This window comes from Aeromicrobium sp. P2_G6 (assembly GCF_056403535.1).
Genome location: NZ_JBFUFH010000005.1, coordinates 223,400 through 244,402 on the forward strand (window position 1 = coordinate 223,400; position 21,003 = coordinate 244,402).

General features: G+C 69.3%; 22 protein-coding genes. 10 read left to right on the forward strand and 12 right to left on the reverse strand.

Annotation, left to right across the window (positions count from 1 at the left end; genetic code table 11):
* Nucleotides 1-3 precede the first annotated feature (3 nt).
* Entirely contained in the window at nt 4-795 is a 792-nt protein-coding gene (locus AC1DVU_RS16780) for a transglutaminase-like domain-containing protein (RefSeq protein ID WP_476923603.1), read from the forward strand.
* A gap of 3 nt (nt 796-798) precedes the next feature.
* Here the strand turns inward: AC1DVU_RS16780 and AC1DVU_RS16785 are convergent, their stop codons facing one another.
* The 4 genes from AC1DVU_RS16785 to AC1DVU_RS16800 all read right to left on the reverse strand — a co-directional run bounded on the left by AC1DVU_RS16785 (nt 799) and on the right by AC1DVU_RS16800 (nt 4,284).
* Nucleotides 799-1,443 carry an NADPH-dependent F420 reductase gene (locus AC1DVU_RS16785; RefSeq protein WP_476923604.1) on the reverse strand — a complete coding sequence of 215 codons (645 nt, stop codon included), beginning with the start codon at nt 1,441-1,443 and terminating at the stop codon, nt 799-801.
* 282 nt (nt 1,444-1,725) lie between these two features.
* The gene (locus AC1DVU_RS16790) at nt 1,726-2,622 is read right to left on the reverse strand and encodes a hypothetical protein (protein WP_476923605.1); all 897 of its coding nucleotides are present in this window, start codon (nt 2,620-2,622) and stop codon (nt 1,726-1,728) included.
* A 54-nt stretch (nt 2,623-2,676) separates the two neighbouring features.
* On the reverse strand, nt 2,677-2,967 hold the full coding sequence (locus AC1DVU_RS16795) for a DUF4287 domain-containing protein (protein ID WP_476923606.1): 291 nt from the start codon (nt 2,965-2,967) through the stop codon (nt 2,677-2,679).
* 210 nt (nt 2,968-3,177) lie between these two features.
* Nucleotides 3,178-4,284, reverse strand: a complete 1,107-nt coding sequence (locus AC1DVU_RS16800) for a citrate synthase 2 (protein WP_476923607.1) — start codon at nt 4,282-4,284, stop codon at nt 3,178-3,180.
* Between the two features lie 36 nt (nt 4,285-4,320).
* Here AC1DVU_RS16800 and pdxH point away from each other — a divergent pair, with 36 nt between their 5' ends.
* Nucleotides 4,321-4,965: a pyridoxamine 5'-phosphate oxidase gene (pdxH, locus tag AC1DVU_RS16805; protein WP_476923608.1), complete on the forward strand. Its 645-nt coding sequence runs from the start codon at nt 4,321-4,323 to the stop codon at nt 4,963-4,965.
* 16 nt (nt 4,966-4,981) lie between these two features.
* On the opposite strand, the gene AC1DVU_RS16810 is transcribed toward pdxH, so the two are convergent.
* From AC1DVU_RS16810 to rfbB, 3 genes are read right to left on the reverse strand one after another with little or no spacing between them, the layout of a single operon-like run.
* Complete coding sequence (locus tag AC1DVU_RS16810; RefSeq protein ID WP_476923609.1) at nt 4,982-6,295, reverse strand: sugar nucleotide-binding protein; 1,314 nt, start codon at nt 6,293-6,295, stop codon at nt 4,982-4,984.
* Nucleotides 6,292-6,759: an adenylyltransferase/cytidyltransferase family protein gene (locus AC1DVU_RS16815; RefSeq protein WP_476923610.1), complete on the reverse strand. Its 468-nt coding sequence runs from the start codon at nt 6,757-6,759 to the stop codon at nt 6,292-6,294. The genes AC1DVU_RS16810 and AC1DVU_RS16815 overlap by 4 nt, the downstream gene beginning before the upstream one ends.
* 2 nt (nt 6,760-6,761) lie before the next feature.
* Nucleotides 6,762-7,760 (reverse strand): dTDP-glucose 4,6-dehydratase, encoded by a 999-nt coding sequence (rfbB, locus tag AC1DVU_RS16820; protein WP_476923611.1) that lies wholly within the window; start codon nt 7,758-7,760, stop codon nt 6,762-6,764.
* A 57-nt stretch (nt 7,761-7,817) separates the two neighbouring features.
* Here rfbB and rfbA point away from each other — a divergent pair, with 57 nt between their 5' ends.
* Together rfbA and AC1DVU_RS16830 are read left to right on the forward strand one after the other, a co-directional pair.
* A complete protein-coding gene (rfbA, locus tag AC1DVU_RS16825) occupies nt 7,818-8,684 on the forward strand; it encodes a glucose-1-phosphate thymidylyltransferase RfbA (RefSeq protein ID WP_476923612.1) in 867 nt (288 codons plus the stop codon).
* A 70-nt stretch (nt 8,685-8,754) separates the two neighbouring features.
* A complete protein-coding gene (locus tag AC1DVU_RS16830; protein WP_476923613.1) occupies nt 8,755-9,420 on the forward strand; it encodes a DedA family protein in 666 nt (221 codons plus the stop codon).
* A 75-nt stretch (nt 9,421-9,495) separates the two neighbouring features.
* Here the strand turns inward: AC1DVU_RS16830 and AC1DVU_RS16835 are convergent, their stop codons facing one another.
* From AC1DVU_RS16835 to AC1DVU_RS16845, 3 genes are read right to left on the reverse strand one after another with little or no spacing between them, the layout of a single operon-like run.
* The gene (locus AC1DVU_RS16835) at nt 9,496-11,127 is read right to left on the reverse strand and encodes an MFS transporter (RefSeq protein WP_476923614.1); all 1,632 of its coding nucleotides are present in this window, start codon (nt 11,125-11,127) and stop codon (nt 9,496-9,498) included.
* A 37-nt stretch (nt 11,128-11,164) separates the two neighbouring features.
* Entirely contained in the window at nt 11,165-11,881 is a 717-nt protein-coding gene (locus AC1DVU_RS16840; RefSeq protein ID WP_476923615.1) for a hypothetical protein, read from the reverse strand.
* 25 nt (nt 11,882-11,906) lie between these two features.
* Nucleotides 11,907-13,247 carry a cryptochrome/photolyase family protein gene (locus AC1DVU_RS16845; protein WP_476923795.1) on the reverse strand — a complete coding sequence of 447 codons (1,341 nt, stop codon included), beginning with the start codon at nt 13,245-13,247 and terminating at the stop codon, nt 11,907-11,909.
* Between the two features lie 61 nt (nt 13,248-13,308).
* On the opposite strand from AC1DVU_RS16845, the gene AC1DVU_RS16850 reads away from it, so the two are divergent.
* Nucleotides 13,309-13,998 (forward strand): iron-dependent transcriptional repressor DtxR, encoded by a 690-nt coding sequence (locus AC1DVU_RS16850; protein WP_476923616.1) that lies wholly within the window; start codon nt 13,309-13,311, stop codon nt 13,996-13,998.
* Between the two features lie 114 nt (nt 13,999-14,112).
* Entirely contained in the window at nt 14,113-14,598 is a 486-nt protein-coding gene (locus tag AC1DVU_RS16855) for a PGPGW domain-containing protein (RefSeq protein ID WP_476923617.1), read from the forward strand.
* Here AC1DVU_RS16855 and AC1DVU_RS16860 read toward each other — a convergent pair.
* The gene (locus AC1DVU_RS16860; protein ID WP_476923618.1) at nt 14,583-15,401 is read right to left on the reverse strand and encodes a DUF1707 SHOCT-like domain-containing protein; all 819 of its coding nucleotides are present in this window, start codon (nt 15,399-15,401) and stop codon (nt 14,583-14,585) included. The genes AC1DVU_RS16855 and AC1DVU_RS16860 overlap by 16 nt on opposite strands.
* Nucleotides 15,402-15,520: 119 nt before the next feature.
* Between AC1DVU_RS16860 and AC1DVU_RS16865 the strand changes: the two genes are divergently transcribed.
* The gene (locus tag AC1DVU_RS16865) at nt 15,521-16,717 is read left to right on the forward strand and encodes a S8 family serine peptidase (RefSeq protein ID WP_476923619.1); all 1,197 of its coding nucleotides are present in this window, start codon (nt 15,521-15,523) and stop codon (nt 16,715-16,717) included.
* A 6-nt stretch (nt 16,718-16,723) separates the two neighbouring features.
* Here the strand turns inward: AC1DVU_RS16865 and AC1DVU_RS16870 are convergent, their stop codons facing one another.
* Nucleotides 16,724-17,590 (reverse strand): DUF1707 SHOCT-like domain-containing protein, encoded by an 867-nt coding sequence (locus AC1DVU_RS16870; RefSeq protein WP_476923620.1) that lies wholly within the window; start codon nt 17,588-17,590, stop codon nt 16,724-16,726.
* 95 nt (nt 17,591-17,685) lie between these two features.
* Here AC1DVU_RS16870 and AC1DVU_RS16875 point away from each other — a divergent pair, with 95 nt between their 5' ends.
* The 3 genes from AC1DVU_RS16875 to cofE are packed head-to-tail and all read left to right on the forward strand — an operon-like array spanning nt 17,686 to nt 21,000.
* Nucleotides 17,686-19,026: a dihydrolipoyl dehydrogenase family protein gene (locus AC1DVU_RS16875; protein ID WP_476923621.1), complete on the forward strand. Its 1,341-nt coding sequence runs from the start codon at nt 17,686-17,688 to the stop codon at nt 19,024-19,026.
* A 29-nt stretch (nt 19,027-19,055) separates the two neighbouring features.
* Complete coding sequence (gene cofD / locus AC1DVU_RS16880; RefSeq protein ID WP_476923622.1) at nt 19,056-20,033, forward strand: 2-phospho-L-lactate transferase; 978 nt, start codon at nt 19,056-19,058, stop codon at nt 20,031-20,033.
* A gap of 1 nt (nt 20,034) precedes the next feature.
* Entirely contained in the window at nt 20,035-21,000 is a 966-nt protein-coding gene (gene cofE / locus AC1DVU_RS16885; protein WP_476923623.1) for a coenzyme F420-0:L-glutamate ligase, read from the forward strand.
* The last annotated feature ends 3 nt before the right edge of the window (nt 21,001-21,003 follow it).

The following is a 21,003-nucleotide window of genomic DNA, read 5'->3' on the forward strand; positions in this document are numbered from 1 at the left end:
GCGGTGAAGCGATCAGTCTCGGCCCATCTCCAGCTCCATCTGCACGACAAGGCCGACCTGATCTTCTCGATCGCGGTCGCCGAGGGCCATGACACGACCGAGACGTTCACGATCCGGTCCGGCGGCGAGGAGCTCGAGGCGCACGAGATCGCCGGCCGGCACGGCACCCGGCTGCACCGGCTGACGGGCCCCCCGGGGCACATGACGATCGACTACTCTGCCGAGGTCCTGGGCCACGCCCCGCCCGCGGCGGTCGACGAGCTCGACCTCATCGAGTACCGCCGGCCCAGCCGCTACTGCGAGTCCGACACCTTGTTCTCGACCGCCAACTCCGAGTTCGCGGGTGTGCACGGCAAGGAGCTGCTCGATGCCGTCAGCTCCTGGGTCGGGGCGCACCTGTCGTACGTGCCGGGCGCGAGCCAGCCGACGGACGGTGCGGTCGCCACGATGCTGGCCCGCGAAGGCGTGTGCCGCGACTACGCCCACCTCGTGGTCGCGCTGCTCCGTGGGCTCGACGTCCCGGCACGGCTGACGTCGGTGTACGCCCCCGGCCTCTATCCGATGGACTTCCACGCGGTCGCCGAGGCGTACATCGAGGATGCGTGGCACGTCGTCGACGCCACGACACTGGCACCCCGGGGGAGCCTGCTGCGGATCGCGACGGGCCAGGATGCCTCCGAGACGGCATTCCTCTCCCAGCACTGGGCGAGGGTCGACCTGCTGTCGATGAACGTCACCGCCGTGGTCGACGAGCTGCCGACCGACGACCTCGCGAAGCTCGTCGAGCTGCGCTGAGCGTCAGGCGGCGTCGCGGGTCGCGGTCTGGGCCGCGACGCGCAGCTCGTCGGCGGTGAGCCGCGGACCGTAGCCGGGGGTGTTCGGCTGGACCCGCCAGCCCTCGGCGAGCGCACCCAGGTCGACGACGTCGAAGCCGATCGAGTCGATGAACGCCGCGACGGTTGCCTTGGCGCTGTCGTCGTCGCTCGCGACGGCAAGGGCGCGACGGTCGGGCGTACCGGCCTCCTGCGCCTCAGCCGTGATGGCTGCCGACTGGATGTGGTTGAACGCCTTCACGACGTTCGCGCCGACGAGGTGCCGCTGCAGGAGCTCCGCGCTCGTCAGTGAGCCGTCCTCCAGCTCGGCGATGACGCCGTCGCGCTGCGAGTAGTAGTTGTTGGTGTCGATCACGGGCTTGCCGACGAGCGGCTCGACCGGCACCGAGCCGATCGCGCTGACGGGCGTCGTGACGACGGCGATGTCGGCGGCCTCTGCGGCCTCCGCAGGCGTGCCGGCGCGGGCTGATGGACCGAGCTCGGCGACGAGGTCGGCAAGGGTCTCGGGTCCGCGGGAGTTGCTGAGCACGACGTCGTGTCCGTTGGCGATGGCGGCGCGGGCGAGCTGGCTGCCGATGTGGCCGGCGCCGATGAGTCCGATGGTGGTCATGACGGTGACAACCGGCGCCATAGCGCATGTATTTCCTGACAGGTTTTTCCCGACGGACTTAGGTCCTTGAAAATGTCACTAGGAGTGACTAGTGCGAAGTAGCCCTAAGTAACTACTTTGTGCGCTAATGTCAAGACTGCACTTGCCGGGAATGCTCGGCTAGCGTGTATGTCACAGGTTGTCAGGTCCGAACGATTCGGGGGGATGTTCGGGCCGTCGCACGACCGGCGCCGGGGGGCGTCATAGGCCGGCCATCTCGGGGGGATGGCCGGCCTCGGTGCGTCATCTCAGCTTGAGTCGCGCGTAGTCGTACGTCCCGCTGTCGATCCGCCAGCCGCCGACCTTCCACGTCGCGCCCTTGGCCTGGCGGAGGAAGAACATCGCGTGTGTCGGGATCGTGAGCATGTCGTGGCGCCGCTTGGTGGCGTTGAAGACGGGGATGGCGGCCGACGCGTCGAGGGTCGCGACGATCCGGGGCTCGGCCTTCGAGCGGTCGACGCTGATCGCGACCTTCGACCACGTGGGGTTGATCCAGGTGGCGCGGCCACGGTAGCCGTTCGTCGAGAACGCCTTGCCGTAGAAGACCCGGCCCTTGCCGGCCGACGTGTGCTTGGCACCGACCGGTGTGCCCTCGCCGCGGAGCACGATGAGTCCGAGCTCGTCGCGCGCGTCGATGTTGTCGGGATAGGCCACGAAGGTTTGGACGCGCGGCCGGTATGCGTCGACGGTCGAGGTGGCGAGTGCCGGCAGCACGAAGTCGAGGTCCTTGACGTCGTACGACCTGCGGGGGATCGCCAGTCGGGAGTAGCGCTTGCCGAAGATGAACTGCACGACTGTGCATGCTGCCTTGTCGACCGCGCGCTTGCCGAACACCTTCTCGGCCTCGGCGGCGCCGGTCGTACGCACGGCGCGGCACCAGTCGATCGACGAGCCGTCGYCCGTGACCGAGTCCGGCCGTCCGGGCCACGACCCGGCGACCGTGGCCGGTGCGCGTGCGGCACTGGGCGTGACGGGTTCGGAGGTCGGCGTGGGGCTTCCGGTCGTCGGCGAGGTTGCTGACGAGGCCGCTCGATCGTCGCCGTTGATCGTGCCATCGGGAGACGCCAGACCGATCACGACACTGACCAGGACCACGGCGGCGATGACTCCCGCAAGCATCGTGATCCACTTTGACCGCACGGCGCTCAGCATAGGCGAGTTGCGGTGGTCGCCTGACCGCGCCATCTGCGGCGCCTACTGCGGCTTGCTCGCCTTGCCGTCGAGCCACAAGGTGTCGGACTCGTCGCGGTGGGCTCCCGTCGACCCGACGTGCTTGCTGGCGATCTTCGGGCCGTTCTTGATGACGTGCACGAGCGCCATCGCATGACCGCGACCCAGGTCGTGGTCGGCCTTCAGCCAGTCGACGATGTTGCCGGCCTTGGTTGCCGGGTCGTCGTAGCCGCGCTCATGCGCCTGAGCGACGAGCTCGCGCGGGGTGAGTCCGGTCTTGTCCTCGATGGCGTCGAGATAGGCCTGGAACGACATGGTGGTCTCCTTCTTGTCGGGTGCTTTCACCCGTATGTCGATCAGCACCGGCAGATTTCGACATCCCTCCGGAGAAACTTCGCAGAGATCAGGCCTGCTTCTGTCTGACCCCGGTAGGGCGGTGCGTGAGTCGCCCTTCCGCAAATCGGAAGGGCGACCCACGGACCGCTCAATGGCGGGATGGGCGACCAGGTCACCGCCCAACGAAGGTCAGCTTTGCGCCCAGCTCGGGTCCCAGCCGTCGACCTCGTCGGCGCGGCGGGAAGCCGGCCCCGTGTAGATCGCCGAGGGGCGGATCAGGCGACCCGTGCGCTTCTGCTCGAGGATGTGCGCGCTCCAGCCGGCTGTGCGGGCCGACGTGAACATCGCGGTGAACATGTGCGGCGGGACCTGGGCGTAGTCGAGGACGATCGCCGCCCAGAACTCGACGTTGGTCTCCAGGACGCGGTCGGGACGGCGCTCGCGAAGCTCTTTGAGCGCGGCCTCCTCGAGCGCGATCGCGACCTCGGCGCGGGGAGCGTTGAGCTCCTTGGCCGTACGCCGGAGGGTGCGGGCCCGCGGGTCCTCGGCGCGGTAGACGCGGTGACCGAAGCCCATCAGGCGCTCTCCGCTGTCGAGCAGGCCCTTGACGTACGCCGTCGCGTCGCCGGACTTCTCGACCTCTTCGATCATCGTCAGGACGCGGGCCGGGGCGCCGCCGTGCAGCGGGCCGGACATCGCGCCGACGGCTCCGGACAGGGCAGCTGCGGCGTCGGCGCCGGTGGAGGCGATGACCCGAGCCGTGAAGGTCGAGGCGTTCATGCCGTGCTCGGCGGCCGACACCCAGTAGGCGTCGATGGCCTTGGCGTGATCGGGGTTGACCTCGCCGCGCCAGCGGGTGAGGAAGCGCTCGGTGATCGTCGAGCACTTGTCGATCTCGGACTGCGACACCATCGGCTGACCGACGCCGCGTGCGGCCTGCGCAACATACGAAAGGACCATGACCGCGGCGCGGGCAAGGTCCTCACGGGCTTGGACATCGTCGATGTCATAGAGCTGCTTCATGCCCCAGGCGGGGGCGGTCAGCGCGATCGCGCTCTGTACGTCGGCGCGGATGTCGCCGGAGTGGACGGGGATGGGGAACGGCTCGGCCGGCGGCAGGCCCGGCTCGTAGGCGCCGTCGACCAGCAGGCCCCAGATCTTCTCGAACGGGACGCGCCCGACGAGGTCGTCGATGTCGACACCGCGGTAGCGCAGTGCGGACCCTTCCTTGTCGGGTTCGGCGATCTCGCTCTCGAACGCAACGACGCCTTCAAGTCCGTGGTGCACTTCAGTCATACCTTGCATTCTGCCCTGCGTAGTTACCGTTGAGTCATGGAGACCCCTGATTTGGCGCGGATGCGCGAGGAGTACGCCCGTGAGGGCCTCGACGAGGCCGCCGCCGGCGACGACCCCCTGGCGCTGTTGGGGCGCTGGTTGAACGAGGCGATCGACGCGGGGATGTACGAGCCGAACGCCATGGCGCTCGCGACCGCGACGCCCGATGGGAAGCCCTCCGTCCGCATCGTGCTGCTCAAGGGACTCGATGACCGAGGACTGACGTTCTTCACGGGCTACGAGTCACGCAAGGGCGCTGAGCTCGCCGCCAATCCGCGAGCCGCCGCGGTGATGCTGTGGCACCCGTTGCAGCGCCAGGTACGCGTCGAGGGCGCCGTGACCCGCATCGACGAGGCCGAGTCGGATGCCTACTTCGCCTCGCGGCCCCGAGGCGCGCAGATCGGCGCCGTCGCCTCGCCGCAGTCCCGCGTGATCTCCAGCCGTGGGGTGCTGGACGATCGGGTCGCCGAGGTCACGCAGGTCTTCGACGGGCAGGACGTCATGCGCCCGCCGATCTGGGGCGGCTATCGCATCGCTCTTGAGTCCGTCGAGTTCTGGCAGGGCCGATACAACCGTCTCCACGACCGCCTGCGCTACGTACGCGCGGGCGACGGCTGGCGCCGCGACCGACTCGCGCCCTGAGCCATCTTGGGGCGTTCTAGGGCGTGCGCGGCGCGAGGGTGCTGTGCTGTGGGCGTGGGGCGAGCTGCTTGTCGGCGCCGTAGGACTCGGTCGACACACTGATGACGTCCTCGGGACTGCGGCCCTCGGCGACGAACACCTCGCGGGCGATGTCGGCCCACGACTTGGGCTCGCCGCCGCCGGTGATGTGGTGGATGCCGTACGGCGCTCGCGACGACAGCAACTCGACGATGCCTTCGGCCAGCTCCTGGGCCGTGGTGAGCCGGCCGTACTGGTCGTCGACGACCTGTGGGCGCACGCCGTCGCGGGCCAGGCGCTTCATCGTGGCGACGAAGTTGGCGCCGTCGCCGACGACCCAGCTGGTCCGGACGATGTAGTGCTGGGGGACCGTCGACGTGACCGCCTCTCCAGCCGCCTTGGTCTGCCCGTAGACGCCGAGGGGTGAGACCTGTTCGTCGACCGTGTGCTCGGCCTGCGTGCCGTCGAAGACGTAGTCCGAGGAGACCGTCACGAGCGTCAGCCGGTGCTGGATCGCGATCCTGGCGAGTGCGGCGACCCCGGTCACGTTGACCGCCCACGCCTCGCGCCGGCCGTCTGGTGTCTCGGCGGCGTCGACCGCGGTGAATGCCGCAGCGTTGATGATCGTGTCGACGTCGTCCCAGGGGACGTTGTCGTACGTCGAGGGGTCCGCGAGGTCGAGCTCCGCCCGGGTCAGGGCGAGGGCGTTGGGCAGGACAGCCTGCAGGGCTCGGCCCAGCTGGCCGTCGGCGCCGAGGATGACCGTGCGCCGGGGTGCCACCGGGACCACGTCGGCGAGGCGCGGATGGTCGCGGTCCTTGTCCGAGATCTCCACCAACGGACGGGGCCAGGGGACGTTGACGGTCTCGTCCGCGAGGTTGACGTTGGCGTACTCGGCGTCAGGGCTCCAGTGCGCGTTGACCAGATAGGAGTACGCCGTGCCGTCCTCGAGTGTCTGGTAGCCGTTGGCGACGCCACGGGGGATGAACACTGCGGTCCCAGGGTCGAGCTCGGCGGTGTAGGTCGCACCGAACGAGTCACCGGCCCGCAGGTCGACCCACGCGCCGAACACGCGCCCGGTCGCGACCGAGACGAGCTTGTCCCACGGCTCGGCGTGGATGCCGCGGGTGGTCCCGGCGGAGGTGTTGAACGCGATGTTGTGCTGGACCGGCCCGAAGTCCGGCAGCCCGGCGGCGACCATCTTGGCGCGCTGCCAGTTCTCCTTGAACCAGCCGCGATTGTCCGCGTGGACCGGCATGCGTACGACCAGCAGGCCCGGGATCGGGGACTCTTTGACCTCAGGTCCGCTCATGTGAGATCGCGGTAGTGCTCGAGCAGCCGGCTCATGACGGAGAGCGCGTCCTGCATCTCGGTGATGTGCTGGGGGTCGAGGACACGCAGCATCTGCTTGATCTCTGTGCTGGAGATGCCGTCCGTGCGCGGGAGGTAGACGACCTCGCAGAGCTCCTGGAGATCGTCGAACTTGCCGGCCCAGTCCTCGCCGATCGCGAAGATGTCGACGCCGTGCTCCTTGATGTCGGTGGCCTTCTGCTCCCACGATGTCTCGGGGATGACCAGGTCGACGCCCTTGATGCTGCTGATGATGCGGGACCGGTCCTCGTACGACACGACCGACGTCTTGCCCTTGCCGGCGTTGAACTCGTCGGTCGAGACCGCGATGATCAGCCGGTCGCCCATGTCCGCGAGGCGGTTGATGAGGTTGAGGTGACCGATGTGGAACAGGTCGAACGTCCCGTAGGTCAGCACCGTGGTCACGGTCACTGCCCCTGACGTGCGTACATCGACTCGGTCGCGGCCTTGCTGGGCCGCCACCAGTCCTCGTTGGCGCGGTACCACTCGACGGTGTCCGCCAGGCCCGTCGCGAAGTTGGCGAACTGCGGCTGCCAACCCAGGTCGGTGCGCAGCTTGCTGGAGTCGATCGCATAACGGCGGTCATGGCCCGCGCGGTCGGTGACGTGCTCGAAGTCGTCGGGCTCGCGGCCGAAGATCGCCAGGAGCTGGGCCACGACGTCACGGTTGTTCTGCTCGCCGTCGGCGCCGATGAGGTACGTCTCGCCGATCGCACCGTGCTCGAGGATCGTGAGGACCGCGCTGCTGTGGTCGTCGACGTGGATCCAGTCGCGCACGTTCAGCCCGTCGCCGTACACGCGCGGCCGCTGGCCGTCGATGAGCTGGGTGATCTGGCGCGGGATGAACTTCTCGACGTGCTGGTAGGGCCCGTAGTTGTTGGAGCAGTTGCTGATCGTCGCGCGTACGCCGAACGATCGGACCCACGCGGCGACGAGCAGGTCGGAGCCGGCCTTGGTCGCCGAGTAAGGACTGGAGGGGTTGTAGGGCGTCGCCTCGGTGAACCGCTCCGGGTCATCGAGGTCGAGGTCGCCGTAGACCTCATCCGTCGAGATGTGGTGGAAGCGGACGTCGTGGTGGCGAGCGGCCTCGAGCAGCGTGAACGTGCCGACCAGGTTGGTCTGCACGAACGGGCTCGGATCGTTGAGCGAGTTGTCGTTGTGCGACTCGGCCGCGAAGTGGACCACCGCGTCGTGTGCGCCGACCAGCTCGTCGACGAGCGAGGCGTCCGCGATGTCCCCGACGACGAGGCGGCAGCGACCCGCGGGCAGGTCGTCGAGGCTCTCGCGGCTCGCGGCGTAGGTCAGCTTGTCGAGGACAGTGACATCGAGGTCGGTCGTCTTGACGAGGTGACGCACAAAGTTGGAGCCGATGAAGCCGGCCCCTCCGGTCACCAGGACGTTTCGCATGTGGCCAGCGTAGTAGTGCCTGCGCGGCGACGTGGACCACTCCCTAGGATGTGCCGCATGCGCGGAATCATCCTGGCCGGTGGCACCGGCTCACGCCTGCACCCCGTCACGCGGGCTGTGAGCAAGCAGCTGCTCCCGGTCTACGACAAGCCGATGATCTACTACCCGCTGTCGACGTTGATCCTCGCCGGCGTGACCGACGTTCTGATCATCACGACTCCGCAGGATGCGGCCCAGTTCGAGCACCTCCTCGGCGACGGGTCGCAGTTCGGCATCTCGATCACGTACGCCGTGCAGCCCAGCCCCGATGGCCTCGCGCAGGCGTTCGTGATCGGCAAGGACCACATCGGCAACGAGCCGGCGGCGCTCGTCCTCGGCGACAACATCTTCTACGGCGCGGGTCTCGGCACGCAGCTGGCGAAGTTCACCGACATCGACGGCGCGGTCATCTTCGGCTACCGCGTCGCCGACCCGTCTGCGTCCGGCGTCGTCGAGTTCGACGAGTTCGGCGTCGCGATCTCCCTCGAGGAGAAGCCCGCCGTCCCCAAGAGCCACTACGCCGTGCCGGGGCTGTACTTCTACAGCAACGATGTCGTGGAGATGGCTGCCGACCTCACGCCGTCAGCTCGTGGCGAGCTGGAGATCACCGACCTCAACCGCCGCTACCTCGAGGCCGGCCGGCTTCGGGTCGAGGTCCTGGAGCGCGGGGTCGCCTGGCTCGACACCGGGACGTTCGACTCGCTCGGCGAGGCCGGCGAGTTCATCCGCACGGTGCAGAAGCGACAGGGACTGTCGATCGGCTGCCCGGAAGAGGCGGCCTGGCGCAAGGGCCTGCTGAGCGACGACGGCCTGCGGCGGCAGGCCGACGCATACGCCAAGAGCGGCTACGGCGACTACCTGCTGGGACTCCTCGAAGGCGACTGATCGCCGGCGGTTCACGCCGCATCCACCTCACCGCGGCTGCCGCTTCACTTCGCTGCGTCACGGTGAAGGCATGACAGCTGTCGCGCTGACTCTCGCGCTGGGCCTCGGTCTCGCATTCGCCGAGTCCGGGCTGGGCCTCGGCATCGTGCTGCCGGGCGAGACGGCCGTCGTCGTCCTGGCCGCAACGATGGGCTCACCGGCGGAGATGGTCATGCTCGGCGTCGCCGTGATGATCGGGGCCAGCCTGGGCGACCACGTCGGCTATCTCCTCGGCCGCCGTTACGGCGACACGCTGCGGGAGACCAAGGCGGTCAAGCGGCTCGGCGTCCGCCACTACGACCGGGCCACCGACCTGTTGCGCCGTCGCGGCGGGCTCGCGGTGTTCGCCACTCGGCTCGTGCCCATCGTGCGTACGCTGACGCCGGCCGCTGCCGGCGCCTCGGGCCTGGAGTACCGGCGGTTCGCGCCGGCATCGCTCGCCGGCTCCGCGACCTGGTCCGCGGCGTACGTCGGAGGGGGCTCGACCGTGGCTGCGGTCGCCGCGATGACGACCGACACGTTCGGTCGCGCCTCATGGCTGTTGCTGGTGCTGCTCGCGCTGGCCCTGATCCCGGTGCTGATCATTCGCACCGTCGTGGGCGTACGTCCGGTGTCTGCCGCACCCGACGTGGCGTCCCTCGAGCTCGCTGCCCGGCGGTCGAGATTCTCGCCGCTGGTCAGCGACCTCCAGCACTAGCCTCTCGCTCGCCATTGAAGCCGTCCGCGGCCGAACGGGAGGGAGCGCCAGCGACCGAGGCGCGGGAATGCGAGGTCAAAGAACGAAGATCCCGGCGATCACGGCGGGCACGACGCCGAGCAGGATCCACGGAGCGAACGCGGGCCGGCGATGAACGAGCCGGACCGCACCGAGCGCGACGACCCCGATGACCGCCATCACGATCAGCAGGATGACGCCGTCACCGCGGCGGCCGTCGCCGACGATGCTGCGGATGACCGCCACGAGCGCGCCGAGCGGGAATGCGGAGACCGCGAGGATCAGGAGCGACACGACCCAGCGCTGGACCTGCTCGGTCGTGAGCTCGCGACGTACGCGTGTCCTGGCCATGGGCCCAGTATGCGGCTCAGCCCCGGACGGCCCGCACTGCGTATGCCCCGAGGTCACTCGCAGATGTTGGCTGATCCGGTAGCGGACGAACGACGGCACCAGCAACGACACGAGCACCACGCCCACGACGACCAGCACGCCACCGCCTGCTGAGGCGACGGCCGTGCCCGTGGCCGCGGCCGTCGCGCCGTGCAAGGTGTCGGCGATGCGTGGTCCGCCGGCCACGACGACGATGAAGACGCCCTGCAGCCGACCCCTCAGGGCGTCGTCCGCCGCTGACTGCAGCATGCTCATCCGGAACGCCRCCGACGCCATGTCGGCGGCACCGCCGACGACCAGCATCACGAGCGCGACGACCAGCATCGGCGTACGCCAGTGGTCCGCGAGCGCGACCGCGATGCCGAAGCCCGTCATGGCCAGGCCCCACAGCATGATCGAGACGATGACGGCACGGCCCTGGTGCTCGACGTGCGACACCCAGCCGCTGAAGACTCCGCCGATCACCGCGCCGGCGGGGATCGCGGCGAACAGCAGTGCGAACGCGATGCCACCGCTCTCGGGGCCGCCGAAGTCGACATGCGCGATCTCGGGGAACAGGGCACGCGGCATGCCGAAGACCATCGCGATCAGGTCGACGACGAACGACATCATCAGCACGGGCTGGGTGCGCAGATAGCGGAACCCGTCGACGACTGCGCGCACGCCGGGCGCGCCCGACGCGGCGTCGAGCACCGGGAGCCGCGGCAGGCGCACGACGGCTCCGAGCGTGGCGAACAGCGTGAACGTGTCGATGAGGTAGAGCCACTCGAAGCCGATGACCGGGATCAGGATGCCGGCGACCAGCGGCCCGGCGATGCCGCCGGCCATCCCGACCGTCATGTTGAGCGAGTTCGCGGCCGGCAGCAGGTGCGGCTCGACGATCTTGGGCAGCACGGCGCTGCGGGTGGGCTGGTTGACCGCGAAGAACGCCTGTTGCACCGCGAACAGCGTGAGCAGGAGCCAGACGTTGGTGCTGCCCGCCGCGGCCTGCAGCCAGAACAACCCGCTGGTGACGATCAGGCCGGTCGTCGTGATGATCAGCAGCGTGCGCCGGTCGAACACGTCCGCGAGCGCGCCGCCGTACAGGCCGAACACGACCAAGGGGACCAGGCCGAACACGCCGGCGAGACCGACGTACGCCGATGACCCGGTGTCGGCATAGATCTGGGCCGGCACGGCGACCACCGTCAGCTGGGCCCCGATGACCGTCACGATGTTGGCGAGCCACAACCGTCGGAAGTGCTGGTTGCGCAGGGGACGGGTGTCGGCGAAGAGCCGGGAGAGCGGACGCCGTGTCACGCGACGAATTTACGCCACAGGTGTGGTGGCCCAGCGATCAGGAGAAGGCCGCGATGTCGATCTTGATCCAGATCTGCTCGGCGCGCCCCAGCAGCTCGCCGTCCTCGCTGTAGAGCGCGGTGTCGGTCAGGAACTTGCGGCCTTCCTCGGCCTGCAGGTGACCGACCGCGATGTACGCCTCGCCGACCCGCGGCCGGCGGTTGACCTGTGCGGTCATACGGCCGAGCACCATGGGGTTGCGGTTGAAGTCGGCGGCCCATCCACCTGGACAGTCCAACGCCGCCCATGCGACGGGCAGGTCCAGGGCGCCGTCGCTGCCGCCGAACGCCTCGTGCGGCGTCCACGGAGCGGCGTTCAGGCCCGGCTTCGAGAGGTCGATCGGGCCGGCGAACAGCCGGAGCCCGTCGCCCTCGTCGCGGGCCGTGCCACACGTGAAGCAGTGGTCGAACGGATGGTGCGCGAACCCGGGATAGTGCGCGAGGCCCGCTGCAGCCTCATCCGAGGTCGGAGACGGCGGCACGTCGCGGGTGAAAGCACCGGGTGAGGCGGTGCCCACGACGGCTCCGCCGGCGGTCAGGAGCCGGACCTCGCTGTCGTCGCGCTCCCACGTGAGCGACACGTCGAGCGGCGGCGGGATGCGCAAGGTCGAGGTGACCGGCTCGTGACTGCTGACCTCCTGGGCGATCAGGCCCGCGACATAGCCGCCGTTGCCGGAGTGGAGGGGACCGTTGAACTGCCCGGGAATCGTGACCACGAACTCAACCTACCTAGGTCCCGTCCTAGCGGATCGCCTCGTACCGGCGCAGCGCCTCCCTGCGCTCCTCGGCATGGTCGACGATCGGGGCGACGTAGCCGGCCGGGAGCTCGTCGAGCTCCCACGGTGCATGGACGCCCGCGGTGTCGACGTGCGCCAGCTCGGGCACCCACCGGCGGATGTAGGCGCCGTCGGGGTCGAACTTCTTGCCCTGCGTCACCGGGTTGAACACCCGGAAGTACGGAGCCGCGTCGGTGCCGCACCCGGCCACCCACTGCCACCCGTGCTGGTTGGACGCGAGGTCGGCATCGACGAGCAGGTCGAGGAAGTGCCGGGCGCCGTGCTGCCACTCGATGTGCAGGTCCTTGACCAGGAAGCTCGCCACGATCATCCGGACCCGGTTGTGCATCCAGCCCTCGCGCTTGAGCTGTCGCATGCCGGCATCGACGATCGGGATCCCCGTGCGCCCCGACTTCCACGCCTCGAGCGCTTCCCCCGGCTCGTCGTACTCCATCGCGGCGAAGACCGGGTTGTAGTAGCCGAACGCCGAGCCCGGGCGGTGCTGCAGCACGTCGGCGTAGAACTCGCGGAACGCCAGCTCTCGGACGTACGCCGCGGCTCCTCGCGAGCGCAGGGGAGTGAGGTTGGCCAGCATCGTGCGCGGGTGGATCGTGCCCCACTTGAGGTGGACTGACATGCGCGAGGTCCGGTCCACTCCAGGCAGGTCGCGGACGTTGTCGTAGTCGGCGACGTCGTCGGCCAGGAAGGAGCGCCAGCGCTCCAGCGCCGCCTCCTCGCCGAGCGGCGGGAGGGCCAGCCCGTCCGGGACCGTGACGTCGGGGATCCGGTGCGTACGCCCGCCGGGCCGGGTCCACGGCACTTCCGTCGCCTCCGGCGCAGGCCGGCGCCATCCGTGGTCGTGCCAGGCGCGGAAGTACGGCGTGAAGACGCGGTATCGCGTGCCGTCGCCCTTCGTGATGCGCCCGGGCGCGACGGCATACGGCGACCCCGTGCGGATGAGGGTGATGTCGTGCTGCGCGAGGGCGTGCTCGACTCGTCGATCGCGGCGTGATCCGTACGGGGCGTGGTCAGCGGCGACGTGCACGGTGGCTGCGCCGGCCCGCCGGGCGACGCGGACGACCTCATCGGCCGGGTCGCCGTGGACCACGTGCAGCCCGCCGACCCGGTCGGAGAACTGGGCCAGCAGGCGGGAGAGGTATGCCGTACGGGGCGACGCCGTCGGGGTCCACAGCCGGTCGTCGAGCACGAACAGCGGGACCACGCCGTCCGTGCCGGCCGCGGCCGCCTCGAGGATTGCCGGGTTGTCGCCCAGCCGCAGGTCGCGCCTGAACCACATCACCGACATCGCCACGTGTCCCATTGTCCGGTGGTCACGAGGATGTCGCACGACGTGGAACAATGGCCACGTGAGCGAGCTGATCGACACCACCGAGATGTACCTCCGCACGGTCTACGAGCTGGAAGAGGAGGGCATCATCCCGTTGCGCGCGCGCATCGCCGAGCGCCTCCACCAGAGCGGGCCCACGGTCAGCCAGACGGTCGCCCGCATGGAGCGCGACGGACTGCTCACTGTCGAAGGAGACCGGCACCTCGAGCTGTCGCCCAAGGGCCGGCAGCTCGCGACGCGCGTCATGCGCAAGCACCGCCTGGCCGAGCGTCTCCTGACCGACATCATCGGCCTCGAGATCGAGTTCGTCCACGAGGAGGCGTGCCGCTGGGAGCACGTCATGTCCGAGCAGGTCGAGCGTCGCCTCGTCGAGCTCCTCGAGCACCCCACCGAGTCGCCCTATGGCAACCCGATCCCCGGGCTCTCCGAGCTGGGCGAGCTGGGCAAGGACGCCGACTTCCTCGAGGGCGTCCAGCCGATGACCAAGGCCGTCAGTGGTGCGGTGGAGCCCATCCGCCTCGTCGTGCGTCGCATCGCCGAGGAGCTGCAGAAGGACACCGAGGTCATGTCGGTGCTGCGCCGCGTCGGAGCGCTTCCGGGCAACGACGTCCTGGTGTCGCAGGGGCACGACGGCCTGGTCGTCGCGCGGCAGGGTGAGACCGCGGAGATCGACGCCGAGGCGGCCGTTCACATCTTCGTGTCGGTCTGATCGTCGGGGTCGACCCGCACCCCGGCCCGCGACCTCATCAGGGATGACCCTGGTTCTTCGTCATCTTGCCCAGTTGTGGCGTTTCTGTTGTAGACCTGCTGGCAGAATTGCCGCATGAGCGTCGGGACTGCCTTGAGGAGCTGGTTTCGACGTACGGGCAGCGAGATCCTGGGCTGGATCCTGACCGTCGCCGGCATCATCCTGATCCCCGCCCCAGGGCCGGGGACGCTGGTCCTCGTCGCCGGCATCTCGCTCCTCTCGCGCAACCACGTCTGGGCCCGCAAGCTGCTGGATCCGTTGCGGCGCAAGGCCGTCGACGCGGCCAAGTACGGCGTGGCGACCTGGCCCCGGATCTTCCTCAGCTTCCTGGGTGGGGTGTGGCTGGTGGTGCTGGGAGTCGTGTGGTGGGTCAGCCCCGAGATCCCGGAGTTCTCGATCCTCAGCATCGGCTTCGGCCCCCAGCTCCCGGCTCATGGCTGGGGCACCGCGATCGGCCTGTGGGCGTCAGCGATCGCGGCGTGGTCCCTGCTGGCCTACAGCGTCGTCCGCTACCGCGAGCCGCGGCCCGGACCGCGTTCTGAGTCTCACTCGAACGCGTAGCGCCGGATCTCCTTGCCGTCCAGCGTGAACGACCAGTAGCCGTTCTCGCCGTACTCGTTGCGCACATAGACCGAGAACGAGGGCTCGCCGCCGGCGTCGTGGATCACGACGTAGGTCGAGTTGACGTCCTCGACACCCAGCACCGCCGGTGAGCGCTTGATCGCCTTGGCATACGCCGCCGGGTTGACCGTCGCGAGATCGATAGTCGCGGCGTCGGCCGGGCGGGTCCCCTTGCTCGGCTCGCCTTCGAAGCCCTTGGCGAAGTACCAGTTCTCGGTGCGGCGGGGGTCCTCGGGCAGGACGATGGTGATGCTCGCGTAGTCGGGGTAGATCGCGGCGGAGTCGATTGTCGTGGTGCCGAACTTGGCCTGCGTCAGGGCCACGAGTCGTTGGAAGCCCTCGGCGGTGTGCAGCTCGAGTCGCTGCCTGGGGTTTGACTGCTGGGACGACGTCCCGGAAGCCGCCTGCTCTTCGTCGCCGCCGTTCGAGATCCAGAGGACCACCGCGATCACCGCAAGGACCAGCGTCACGATCAGCAGGTTGCGCAGGAAGCGTGGTGACAGTCCGCCGGTCGTGGTGGGACGCGCCTTGAGCCTCAAAGCGGCGGCCACCTTGGTCGGCAACTTCGCGGCCGGTCCCAGGTCAGCGACGAGGTCAGCCAGCTCGGCGAGCGTTGTCGCCTGCAGGGCGGCCTGCGTACGCTGCTCGCGCTCTGCGTCGTTGATGCGGCCGTCCGCGTAGGCGGCTTCGATGTCCTCAAGGCAGCTGTCGCGGTCGGCGTCACTTGCTCGGGTGGCCACCATGCCGAGCACGATATCGGGAACTGGCACCCGTGTCGGGCGCTATTCGCGGACTCGGGACGTAACCCCGGGACTCCCGAAGCCGTTGTTCACAGGGGGACGACAGACGGACCGGAGTACGTATGCGGATCGGACACATCGCCGGATCGTTGGTGCTGGGCGTGGGGTTGGTCGCTGCGGGCACGTCGAGCTCGACGGCCTCGGATGATCCCGGATCCGGCGCGACGCTGCGGCAGACGGCCGAGAGGATCCTCGCCACGGCGGCGCCGGGCGCGCCGCTCAAGGTCGTCACCACCACTCGCACCTCGGGCGCGCCGCAGATCACGACCGCGGTCGTCACGACCCGTTCGAGGGCGCTCGACCTGATCATCGCGGGACTCAGGAAGTCGTCCACGATCGGGGTCGACATCGCGCACAGGGTGAGCATCGACCTTTCGAACGACCCGCTCCGTTCGCGTCAGTGGGCACTCACCCGGCTCGGCGCCGAGACGGCGTGGAAGACCTCGACCGGCCGCGGAGTCGTCGTCGCCGTCATCGACACCGGAGTCTCCCTGCACGTCGACCTCACCGGCCATGTCCTGGCGGGGCGGGACTTCGTCGTGCCGGGCACCACGCCAGTGGACCAGAACGGCCATGGCACGCACGTGGCAGGCATCATCTCGGCCGTCGCCAACAATGGGATCGGCATCGCTGGCCTCGCGCCCAACACCCGGATCCTCCCCGTGCGGGTTCTGGACAAGACCGGCGTGGGCGACTCCGCCAACGTGGCGAAGGGCATCGTCTGGGCGGTTGACCACGGCGCCAAGGTCATCAATCTCTCGCTGTCGTCGGCCAGCGCCGACAGTGCGGGCCGTGCGGCTGTGGCATACGCGATCTCGAAGAATGTCGTGGTGGTGGCCGCGGCAGGCAACGATTCGTGCCCCTTCCTGTTCGGGGCACCGCGCAGCTATCCCGCGGCGTACGACGGGGTCCTCGGAGTCGGTGCGATCACCTCTGCGGGAGCCGTGGCGTCCTACTCCAGCTGCGGCAGCTGGGTCGATGTCGCCGCGCCTGGCAGCAGCATCCTGTCGACCGTGCCGAAGAGCCCGTATCCCACGCTGGGCTGCCCTGCCAGCTACTGCACGCTTTCCGGCACGTCGATGGCGGCTCCGCACGTCGCCGCCGCGGCGGCGCTCGAGATCGCCAAGCTCGGCTCGGGTGCCAGCCAGGCGACCGTCCGCTCGCTGATCCAGTCGACCGCCGACGACATCGGGCCGCAGGGCTACGACACGGGGTCCGGTTCGGGCGTCATCAATCCGCGCAGGATGCTGTCGCGCTAGCCGCCGTCACGGTGCCTTGTACTTCACGACGGTCTTGCCCCTGAGGTCCATGGTCCAGTAGCCGGTGTCGTTCGACGGATTGATGACATACACCGACATCGCACTACGACCCGAGCGGTTGTCGAAGATCAGGTAGGTCCGGTCAGCGTCCCGCACGTTGAGCTGCGCCGGAGCGCGTTGGATCGCGCTGACCAGTGCCGTCACGCGCACCGTTGCCAGGTCCGCGACCCTCGCGCCGGGCCGGCGCGGGCTCTCGATGGGGTTGTAGGGGAAGCGGCCGTTGTAGTACCAGCGTTGCGAGTGGTCGGGGTCGCCGGTGATGGGAACCTCGATCGTCGCGTAGTCCGGATAGATCACGGCGCTGAGGTAGCGGGTGCTCCCGATCTTGTCGTTCATGTCGTTGCGGAGCTTGACGAACCCGTTGCGGCTCAGCAGCTCGGGATGGGCCGGTGCAGCGATCGTCGTCTGCGTCGCCCCGGGTGATGCCTGCGGGGTCGAGGTCCCGTCGGTGGCGGTTCCGAACCACGACGTCGCGAATGCCGTGCCGCCCGCGACGGTCAGGCCGATCACCCAGATGATCACCCGGCGCATGCTGAACGCTGTCGCGAAGCGGCCGAGCGAGCGGCCGAACTCCGGGCTCGTGATGGCATCACCCACGACCGAGCCGAAGGACGCCTTCGCCGGGGACGGCGTGGCCGGGGCGCGGCCGTGATCCGTCACCAGCGCGGCGAGCTCCGACAGCGTCGCGGCGTCCGCGATCTTCGACGACCGGGTAGCGAACTCCGCGGCGTCGATCCGTCCGCTGGACAGCAGGGCCTTGAGCTCGTCGAACGCCCCGCGTCGATCCTCGTCAGTCGCCGGCACGGCCTCCATGCAGCGCAGCGTAACCACGCAGGACGGCCGGCGGAGGCGAAATCGCCGCATGCATTCGCTGGCACCCGGTTGTGCGCATGTCAGAGGATGGGCTCATGAGTGCTCACGAGTGTGACGTCGTTGTTGTCGGTCTGGGGCCCGGGGGTGAAGCGCTCGTCCCGCGGCTCGCCAAGGCCGGGCTCGCCGTGGTCGCGGTTGAGGCCGAGCTGGTCGGCGGCGAGTGTCCCTACTGGGGCTGCATACCGTCCAAGATGTTCATCCGCGCGGCGAACCTGCTGGCCGATGCCCGGCGGATCGCCACGCTGTCCGGCAGCGCGACGGTGACTCCCGACTTCTCGGTCGTGGCCAAGCGCATCCGGGACGAGGCCACGGACAACTGGGACGACACCGTCGCGGCCGACCGGATCACAGCGGCCGGGGCGACCCTCGTGCGCGGTCACGGCCGCCTGGCCGGCGATCGTACGGTCGAGGTCGCGGGCGAGACCTATGTGGCCTCGAAGGGCGTCGTGCTCAACACCGGCACCACCGCAGCCGTTCCGCCGATCCCGGGACTCGCCGACACCCCGTACTGGACCAACCGCGAGGCCCTCAAGGCCGAGCAGGCCCCGGCTTCGCTGATCGTCATCGGCGGCGGTGCGATCGGCCTCGAGCTCGCACAGGCATACGCGCGCTTCGACACGCAGGTCACGGTGCTGGAGGTCGCACCGCGCATCCTCGCGCCCGAGGAGCCGGAGTCGTCGGAGCTGCTGACAACGGTGTTCGAGGCCGAGGGCATCGGCGTGCACGCGGGTGTCACGATCGACCGGGTCGACCACGACGGCAGCCGGTTCGCCGTGACCTGCGGCGACACGACGTACGAGGCCGAGCAGCTGCTCGTGGCCGCCGGCCGCAAGTCGCGCCTCGACGACATCGGGCTCGACACCGTCGGCGTCGAGGTCGAGCGGTTCCTGACGGTCGGCGACGACATGCAGGTCAAGAATGGCCTCTGGGCGATCGGCGACATCGTCGGCCGGGGCGCTTTCACCCACCTGTCGATGTATCACTCCGAGCGTGCGGCCAAGGCGATCCTCGGCGAGCCGCTTGAGGAGTACGACGGCAGCTTCCCGCGGGTGACGTTCACCGATCCCGAGGTCGGCGGCGTCGGCCTGACCGAGGCGCAGGCCCGCGACAAGGGCATCAACGTCCGCATCGGGCTGACGGACGTCTCGGCGAGCAGCCGGGGCTTCGTCCACGGCATAGGCAACGACGGCCTGATCAAGCTCGTCATCGACGCCGATCGCGATGTCATCGTCGGCGCGACCAGCGCCGGACCGACGGGTGGCGAGACGCTGTCGGCCCTGGCCTTCGCCGTACGGGCCGAGATCCCGGTCGCGACGCTGCGCAACACGGTCTACGCCTACCCGACGTTCTGGCGAGCCATCGAGTCGGCGCTCTGAGCCCTCGCCCACTCGGGCAGACTGAGCCCATGCGGATCACGGTGTTGTCGGGCGGTGTCGGTGGTGCCAACTTCCTGTCGGGTCTCCTCGACGCGGTAGGACCCGACGACGAGGTCACGGTCATCGGCAACACCGCGGACGACATCTGGCTGTTCGGGCTGCGTGTGTGCCCCGACCTCGACACCGTGATGTACACGTTGGGTGGTGGCATCGACCCCGAACGCAAGTGGGGCCGCACCGACGAGACGTGGAACGCCAAGGAAGAGCTGATGGCGTACGGCATCGACAAGACCTGGTTCGGCCTCGGCGACCGCGACCTGGCGACCCACCTCATCCGCACCCAGTTGTGGCACGAAGGCGTCGGCCTGACCGCCATCACCGAGCGACTGTGCGAGCGGTGGAAGCCCGGCGTACGCCTGCTGCCGATGACCGAGAACGAGGTCGAGACGCACATCGGCATCGACGGCGAGGACGGTGTCGAGGTGATCCACTTCCAGGAGTACTGGATCCGCCTCGGCGCCAGGGTGCCGGTGCGTGAGGTCACGTTCCGTGGAGCGGCCGAGGCGACGGCCGGCCCCGGAGTCGTGGAGGCGATCCTCAGCGCCGACCGGGTCATCCTGCCGCCGTCCAACCCCATCGTGTCGGTCGGCGCGATCCTGTCCGTCCCGCAGATCGCGACCGCCGTACGCATGACGCGCGCTCCGGTCGTCGGTGTCTCGCCCATCATCGGCGGCGCCGCCGTGCGTGGAATGGCCGACCAGCTGCTGACCGGCCTCGGCATCGAGATCAGTGCCGGCGGGGTGGCCCGCCACCACGGCGCCCAACGCTCCGGGGGAGTGCTGGACGGCTGGCTCGTCGACAGCGCCGACGCGGCAGAGCTCGACTCGATCGAGGGCGCGGGCATCACAGCTCGCGCGGTGCCGCTCTACATGACCGACGCGGACACCACCGCGCAGCTCGCCCGCGACACCCTCGACCTCGCCGACTCGCTGTCGACCAAGGCCTGACATGGAGCTGCGCGCCTGGCCACTGGAAGGCATCGGCGAGGTCCAGCCCGGGGACGACCTCGCGCACATCATCGTCGAGCACCTCGGCCAACCACTGGCGGACGGAGACCTGCTGGCCGTGACCAGCAAGGTCGTCAGCAAGGCTGCCGGGCTGGCGACCGTCGGTGACCGCGAGTCGCTGCTCGACGCCGAGACCGACCGGGTCGTGGCTCGTCGCGGGCAGACCCGCATCGTCCGTACGCACTCCGGGCTCACCCTCGCCGCGGCCGGCATCGACGCGTCCAATCTCGAGGCCGGCGCCGTGATCCCGCTGCCACCCGACCCGGACGGCGCCGCGCGTGACCTGCGCGCTCGTCTCGAGGAGCTGACGGGGCTGCGCCTCGGTGTCATCGTCACCGACACGGCCGGACGGGCCTGGCGGATCGGGCAGACCGATATCGCGATCGGCGCATCCGGCATCTCGCCGTTGCTGTCGTTCGCCGGCGTCGAAGATCCCTACGGCAACGTCCTCGCCGTCACCTCGCCGGCGGTCGCCGACGAGATCGCCGGGATGGCCGATCTCGTCGCCGGCAAGCTCGACGGGCATCCGGTCGTCGTCGTGCGCGGGCTGCCGACCGAATGGTTCGAGCATGACGAGGGTGCCGCATCGCTGATTCGTGACGAGAGCGGTGACCTGTTCGGCCTCGGTGCTCGTGACGCCGTGCTGGCGGCGGCATCACGTGGCGAGCTGCCTCGCGGCTTCCCCGCTGCGGAGATGGATGACGACCTCGTTGCCCTCGCCCGTGCCGGTGCCGACCTCTCGCTCGCCGACGTGACGGTGGCCGCGGACGGCTCGCTGGAGGTGCGCGCACTGAGCGTCGATGGCGCACCGGAGGCCTACGTCGAGGCCGGCGCCCTGGCTGAGCGCCTGCGGATCCTCGCCCGCGCCCTGCAGCGCGAAGTCGTGATCGCCGTCGTCACCGACTGAGCG

Excerpts from the sequence above, each read along its gene's own strand:
- AC1DVU_RS16785 (WP_476923604.1), bottom strand. The coding sequence starts at position 1,443 with ATGACCACCATCGGACTCATCGGCGCCGGCCACATCGGCAGCCAGCTC.
- AC1DVU_RS16795 (WP_476923606.1), bottom strand. The coding sequence starts at position 2,967 with ATGTCGTTCCAGGCCTATCTCGACGCCATCGAGGACAAGACCGGACTC.
- AC1DVU_RS16800 (WP_476923607.1), bottom strand. The coding sequence starts at position 4,284 with ATGACTGAAGTGCACCACGGACTTGAAGGCGTCGTTGCGTTCGAGAGC.
- pdxH (WP_476923608.1), top strand. The coding sequence starts at position 4,321 with ATGGAGACCCCTGATTTGGCGCGGATGCGCGAGGAGTACGCCCGTGAG.
- AC1DVU_RS16810 (WP_476923609.1), bottom strand. The coding sequence starts at position 6,295 with ATGAGCGGACCTGAGGTCAAAGAGTCCCCGATCCCGGGCCTGCTGGTC.
- rfbB (WP_476923611.1), bottom strand. The coding sequence starts at position 7,760 with ATGCGAAACGTCCTGGTGACCGGAGGGGCCGGCTTCATCGGCTCCAAC.
- rfbA (WP_476923612.1), top strand. The coding sequence starts at position 7,818 with ATGCGCGGAATCATCCTGGCCGGTGGCACCGGCTCACGCCTGCACCCC.
- AC1DVU_RS16830 (WP_476923613.1), top strand. The coding sequence starts at position 8,755 with ATGACAGCTGTCGCGCTGACTCTCGCGCTGGGCCTCGGTCTCGCATTC.
- AC1DVU_RS16845 (WP_476923795.1), bottom strand. The coding sequence starts at position 13,247 with ATGTCGGTGATGTGGTTCAGGCGCGACCTGCGGCTGGGCGACAACCCG.
- AC1DVU_RS16855 (WP_476923617.1), top strand. The coding sequence starts at position 14,113 with ATGAGCGTCGGGACTGCCTTGAGGAGCTGGTTTCGACGTACGGGCAGC.
- AC1DVU_RS16860 (WP_476923618.1), bottom strand. The coding sequence starts at position 15,401 with ATGGTGGCCACCCGAGCAAGTGACGCCGACCGCGACAGCTGCCTTGAG.
- AC1DVU_RS16865 (WP_476923619.1), top strand. The coding sequence starts at position 15,521 with ATGCGGATCGGACACATCGCCGGATCGTTGGTGCTGGGCGTGGGGTTG.
- AC1DVU_RS16870 (WP_476923620.1), bottom strand. The coding sequence starts at position 17,590 with ATGGAGGCCGTGCCGGCGACTGACGAGGATCGACGCGGGGCGTTCGAC.
- AC1DVU_RS16875 (WP_476923621.1), top strand. The coding sequence starts at position 17,686 with ATGAGTGCTCACGAGTGTGACGTCGTTGTTGTCGGTCTGGGGCCCGGG.
- cofD (WP_476923622.1), top strand. The coding sequence starts at position 19,056 with ATGCGGATCACGGTGTTGTCGGGCGGTGTCGGTGGTGCCAACTTCCTG.
- cofE (WP_476923623.1), top strand. The coding sequence starts at position 20,035 with ATGGAGCTGCGCGCCTGGCCACTGGAAGGCATCGGCGAGGTCCAGCCC.